General features: G+C 49.8%; 1 protein-coding gene, 2 tRNA genes and 3 rRNA genes. All 6 read right to left on the minus strand.

What is annotated here, in order from left to right:
* Positions 1 to 124: 124 nt before the first annotated feature.
* Positions 125 to 412, minus strand: coding sequence for a ComEA family DNA-binding protein (locus HMPREF2872_RS00340; protein WP_036472233.1), 288 nt, complete (start codon positions 410 to 412; stop codon positions 125 to 127).
* A gap of 374 nt (positions 413 to 786) precedes the next feature.
* Positions 787 to 900 (minus strand): 5S ribosomal RNA (rrf, locus tag HMPREF2872_RS00345).
* Between the two features lie 94 nt (positions 901 to 994).
* A 23S ribosomal RNA gene (locus HMPREF2872_RS00350) occupies positions 995 to 3,886 on the minus strand.
* 348 nt (positions 3,887 to 4,234) lie between these two features.
* Positions 4,235 to 4,310, minus strand: a tRNA-Ala gene (locus HMPREF2872_RS00355).
* Between the two features lie 5 nt (positions 4,311 to 4,315).
* Positions 4,316 to 4,392, minus strand: a tRNA-Ile gene (locus HMPREF2872_RS00360).
* 105 nt (positions 4,393 to 4,497) lie between these two features.
* Positions 4,498 to 6,038 (minus strand): 16S ribosomal RNA (locus HMPREF2872_RS00365).
* Together the 16S, 23S and 5S rRNA genes with 2 tRNA genes alongside form the textbook arrangement of a ribosomal RNA operon.
* Between the last annotated feature and the right edge of the window lie 283 nt (positions 6,039 to 6,321).

Raw genomic sequence — 6,321 nt, forward strand, 5'->3', positions numbered from 1 at the left:
TTACCCAATGTAAAGTCTCCATTTGTCCAGGTCTTCATTCCCGGCCCCATACAAAGCCGCCCGTCAACCCGAACCGCAAACGGTTCGGCCTCGGGGCGGCGTATACGGCAGTTAACCGTCAGGCTTATTTTTTCACGGCAGGCTGGGCGGCCTTAGGCGCGGCAGAAGAAACCGTCGCCTCCGCCTTCAACTTGTTCAGCACCGCATCACCGATGCCCTTCACGTTTTTCAGCTCCTCCACCGATTTGAACGCACCGTTCTTCTGACGGTATTCCACAATCGATTTCGCCTTAGCCGGGCCGATACCCGGCAAGGCCTCCAGTTCGGCAGAAGACGCGGTATTGATGTTCACGGCAGCCAAAGAGAACGCCGCACAGACGGCGGCAAATGCACCAAATAAAAATTTCTTCATCAGATTTTTTCCCATAACGTGTTTGATTGAATCAGTCAGGAAGTCTACAGAATGGTTTTATTCCAAGCGGTAAACACTGTCACATACGCAGATAGGGCAACAGCCCATACCCACATAAATGCTTACGCCATATTAACGCAAATATCGTTTGATTTCAAATATTCCAAACGGTTAACCGTAACTTTCAGTACTTTTGTTCAAGAATAACAACAGGGTAATCATACATAATCCAAATACCAAGAATGCACGAACACTCAATAGGTATCGGTTCATCAATATTCTTGCACCCCTTACCCCATCACCTATCGCCAAACCGATAGAACCGACAGGCATGTAAAAAGCCCCCGACATCAGTCGGGGGCTTCGGAATGGGTGTTTGGCGGTGACCTACTTTCACATGGAAGAACCACACTATCATCGGCGCTGAGTCGTTTCACGGTCCTGTTCGGGATGGGAAGGCGTGGGACCAACTCGCTATGGCCGCCAAACTTAAACTGTTACAAATCGGTAAAGCCTTAATCAATTATTTAGTGATGACTGAATCAGTCAGTAAGCTTTTATCTTTGAAGTTCTTCAAATGATAGAGTCAAGCCTCACGAGCAATTAGTATGGGTTAGCTTCACACGTTACCGCGCTTCCACACCCCACCTATCAACGTCCTGGTCTCGAACGACTCTTTAGTGTGGTTAAACCACAAGGGAAGTCTCATCTTCAGGCGAGTTTCGCGCTTAGATGCTTTCAGCGCTTATCTCTTCCGAACTTAGCTACCCGGCTATGCAACTGGCGTTACAACCGGTACACCAGAGGTTCGTCCACTCCGGTCCTCTCGTACTAGGAGCAGCCCCCGTCAAACTTCCAACGCCCACTGCAGATAGGGACCAAACTGTCTCACGACGTTTTAAACCCAGCTCACGTACCACTTTAAATGGCGAACAGCCATACCCTTGGGACCGACTACAGCCCCAGGATGTGATGAGCCGACATCGAGGTGCCAAACTCCGCCGTCGATATGAACTCTTGGGCGGAATCAGCCTGTTATCCCCGGAGTACCTTTTATCCGTTGAGCGATGGCCCTTCCATACAGAACCACCGGATCACTATGTCCTGCTTTCGCACCTGCTCGACTTGTCGGTCTCGCAGTTAAGCTACCTTTTGCCATTGCACTATCAGTCCGATTTCCGACCGGACCTAGGTAACCTTCGAACTCCTCCGTTACTCTTTGGGAGGAGACCGCCCCAGTCAAACTGCCTACCATGCACGGTCCCCGACCCGGATTACGGGTCTGGGTTAGAACCTCAAAGACACCAGGGTGGTATTTCAAGGACGGCTCCACAGAGACTGGCGTCTCTGCTTCAAAGCCTCCCACCTATCCTACACAAGTGACTTCAAAGTCCAATGCAAAGCTACAGTAAAGGTTCACGGGGTCTTTCCGTCTAGCAGCGGGTAGATTGCATCTTCACAACCACTTCAACTTCGCTGAGTCTCAGGAGGAGACAGTGTGGCCATCGTTACGCCATTCGTGCGGGTCGGAACTTACCCGACAAGGAATTTCGCTACCTTAGGACCGTTATAGTTACGGCCGCCGTTTACTGGGGCTTCGATCCGATGCTCTCACATCTTCAATTAACCTTCCAGCACCGGGCAGGCGTCACACCCTATACGTCCACTTTCGTGTTAGCAGAGTGCTGTGTTTTTAATAAACAGTCGCAGCCACCTATTCTCTGCGACCCTCCAGGGCTTACGGAGCAAGTCCTTAACCTTAGAGGGCATACCTTCTCCCGAAGTTACGGTATCAATTTGCCGAGTTCCTTCTCCTGAGTTCTCTCAAGCGCCTTAGAATTCTCATCCTGCCCACCTGTGTCGGTTTGCGGTACGGTTCAATTCAAACTGAAGCTTAGTGGCTTTTCCTGGAAGCGTGGTATCGGTTACTTCATGTCCGTAGACACTCGTCATCACTTCTCGGTGTTAAGAAGACCCGGATTTGCCTAAGTCTTCCACCTACCGGCTTAAACAAGCTATTCCAACAGCTTGCTAACCTAACCTTCTCCGTCCCCACATCGCATTTGAATCAAGTACAGGAATATTAACCTGTTTCCCATCGACTACGCATTTCTGCCTCGCCTTAGGGGCCGACTCACCCTACGCCGATGAACGTTGCGTAGGAAACCTTGGGCTTTCGGCGAGCGGGCTTTTCACCCGCTTTATCGCTACTCATGTCAACATTCGCACTTCTGATACCTCCAGCACACTTTACAATGCACCTTCATCGGCCTACAGAACGCTCCCCTACCATGCCAGTAAACTGGCATCCGCAGCTTCGGTTATAGATTTGAGCCCCGTTACATCTTCCGCGCAGGACGACTCGACCAGTGAGCTATTACGCTTTCTTTAAATGATGGCTGCTTCTAAGCCAACATCCTGGCTGTCTGGGCCTTCCCACTTCGTTTACCACTTAATCTATCATTTGGGACCTTAGCTGGCGGTCTGGGTTGTTTCCCTCTTGACAACGGACGTTAGCACCCGCTGTCTGTCTCCCGAGGAACCACTTGATGGTATTCTTAGTTTGCCATGGGTTGGTAAGTTGCAATAACCCCCTAGCCATAACAGTGCTTTACCCCCATCAGTGTCTTGCTCGAGGCACTACCTAAATAGTTTTCGGGGAGAACCAGCTATCTCCGAGTTTGTTTAGCCTTTCACCCCTATCCACAGCTCATCCCCGCATTTTGCAACATGCGTGGGTTCGGTCCTCCAGTACCTGTTACGGCACCTTCAACCTGGCCATGGATAGATCACTCGGTTTCGGGTCTACACCCAGCAACTGTTCGCCCTATTAAGACTCGGTTTCCCTACGCCTCCCCTATTCGGTTAAGCTCGCTACTGAATGTAAGTCGTTGACCCATTATACAAAAGGTACGCAGTCACACCACAAGGGTGCTCCCACTGTTTGTATGCATCAGGTTTCAGGTTCTATTTCACTCCCCTCCCGGGGTTCTTTTCGCCTTTCCCTCACGGTACTGGTTCACTATCGGTCGATGATGAGTATTTAGCCTTGGAGGATGGTCCCCCCATATTCAGACAGGATTTCACGTGTCCCGCCCTACTTTTCGTACGCTTAGTACCACTGTTGAGATTTCGAATACGGGACTATCACCCACTATGGTCAAGCTTCCCAGCTTGTTCTTCTATCTCGACAGTTATTACGTACAGGCTCCTCCGCGTTCGCTCGCCACTACTTGCGGAATCTCGGTTGATTTCTTTTCCTCCGGGTACTTAGATGGTTCAGTTCTCCGGGTTCGCTTCTCTAAGTCTATGTATTCAACTTAGGATACTGCACAGAATGCAGTGGGTTTCCCCATTCGGACATCGCGGGATCATAGCTTTATTGCCAGCTCCCCCACGCTTTTCGCAGGCTTACACGTCCTTCGTCGCCTATCATCGCCAAGGCATCCACCTGATGCACTTATTCACTTGACTCTATCATTTCAAGAACCTCTTTGACTTCGTTTGCCTACCCGTTGACTAGGGAAGCAAACTTGAAATTCCCACTTTGATAAAGCTTACTGCTTTGTTGTGTCTTAATCCTGCCTTTTGTGTTTCAGGATTAAGTCGATACAATCATCACCCAAATACTGTGTTTGTTTTCTTTTCTCTTGCGAGAGATTTTTTATCCTTTGCAAAGAACAAAAAATCAAAACAAACTCATTGTCTTTGTTTGTTGATTTCGGCTTTCCAATTTGTTAAAGATCGATGCGTCGATATTTCACTTCGCAAATTAAAATAAGCTGCTAAGTATAGCAGGCTTCCTTTGATTTGTAAAGTTCTTGGTGGAGGCAAACGGGATCGAACCGATGACCCCCTGCTTGCAAAGCAGGTGCTCTACCAACTGAGCTATGCCCCCGTTCTTGGTGGGTCTGGGAGGACTTGAACCTCCGACCCCACGCTTATCAAGCGTGTGCTCTAACCAGCTGAGCTACAAACCCGGATTCTCTTCTTAAGCGAATCTTGTCTTCACTCAAGCTTTTCTCTTCCGCATCTTTTACAGTTTACCGATAAGTGTGAATGCATTAGACCTCTTCTTTCTCTAGAAAGGAGGTGATCCAGCCGCAGGTTCCCCTACGGCTACCTTGTTACGACTTCACCCCAGTCATGAAGCATACCGTGGTAAGCGGGCTCCTTGCGGTTACCCTACCTACTTCTGGTATCCCCCACTCCCATGGTGTGACGGGCGGTGTGTACAAGACCCGGGAACGTATTCACCGCAGTATGCTGACCTGCGATTACTAGCGATTCCGACTTCATGCACTCGAGTTGCAGAGTGCAATCCGGACTACGATCGGTTTTGTGAGATTGGCTCCACCTCGCGGCTTGGCTACCCTCTGTACCGACCATTGTATGACGTGTGAAGCCCTGGTCATAAGGGCCATGAGGACTTGACGTCATCCCCACCTTCCTCCGGCTTGTCACCGGCAGTCTCATTAGAGTGCCCAACTAAATGATGGCAACTAATGACAAGGGTTGCGCTCGTTGCGGGACTTAACCCAACATCTCACGACACGAGCTGACGACAGCCATGCAGCACCTGTGTTACGGCTCCCGAAGGCACTCCTCCGTCTCTGGAGGATTCCGTACATGTCAAGACCAGGTAAGGTTCTTCGCGTTGCATCGAATTAATCCACATCATCCACCGCTTGTGCGGGTCCCCGTCAATTCCTTTGAGTTTTAATCTTGCGACCGTACTCCCCAGGCGGTCAATTTCACGCGTTAGCTACGCTACTAAGCAATCAAGTTGCCCAACAGCTAATTGACATCGTTTAGGGCGTGGACTACCAGGGTATCTAATCCTGTTTGCTACCCACGCTTTCGAGCATGAACGTCAGTGTTATCCCAGGAGGCTGCCTTCGCCATCGGTATTCCTCCACATCTCTACGCATTTCACTGCTACACGTGGAATTCTACCTCCCTCTGACACACTCTAGTCACCCAGTTCAGAACGCAGTTCCCAGGTTGAGCCCGGGGATTTCACATCCTGCTTAAGTAACCGTCTGCGCTCGCTTTACGCCCAGTAATTCCGATTAACGCTCGCACCCTACGTATTACCGCGGCTGCTGGCACGTAGTTAGCCGGTGCTTATTCTTCAGGTACCGTCATCAGACAGGGGTATTAACCCTATCCTTTTCTTCCCTGACAAAAGTCCTTTACAACCCGAAGGCCTTCTTCAGACACGCGGCATGGCTGGATCAGGCTTGCGCCCATTGTCCAAAATTCCCCACTGCTGCCTCCCGTAGGAGTCTGGGCCGTGTCTCAGTCCCAGTGTGGCGGATCATCCTCTCAGACCCGCTACTGATCGTCGCCTTGGTAGGCCTTTACCCCACCAACTAGCTAATCAGATATCGGCCGCTCGAATAACGCAAGGCCCGAAGGTCCCCTGCTTTCCTCCTCAGAGAATATGCGGTATTAGCTAATCTTTCGATTAGTTATCCCCCATTACTCGGTACGTTCCGATATATTACTCACCCGTTCGCCACTCGCCACCCAAGAAGCAAGCTTCTCTGTGCTGCCGTCCGACTTGCATGTGTAAAGCATGCCGCCAGCGTTCAATCTGAGCCAGGATCAAACTCTTATGTTCAATCTCTAACTTATAACTTCTGGTCTGCTTCAAAGAAACCGACAGGACAATGTCTAAAACATCATCTTGTCTGTCTTTCAAACAGTGTGAGGCCTAATGCACTCACACTTATCGGTAATCTGTTTTTTAAAGAGCGAATCGAATTATACAGTACATTTAGCAAATGTCAACTAAAATTATCGAAAATTTCAACCAACTGTGTTATACTGTCTGCTTCGTTTTCTTCACCGCGTCAGCAGCGAAGAACCGAACTATACGCCTCCCAGCAAAACCAGTCAACACC

Source organism: Neisseria sp. HMSC069H12, assembly GCF_001812735.1.
GTDB lineage: Bacteria > Pseudomonadota > Gammaproteobacteria > Burkholderiales > Neisseriaceae > Neisseria > Neisseria subflava.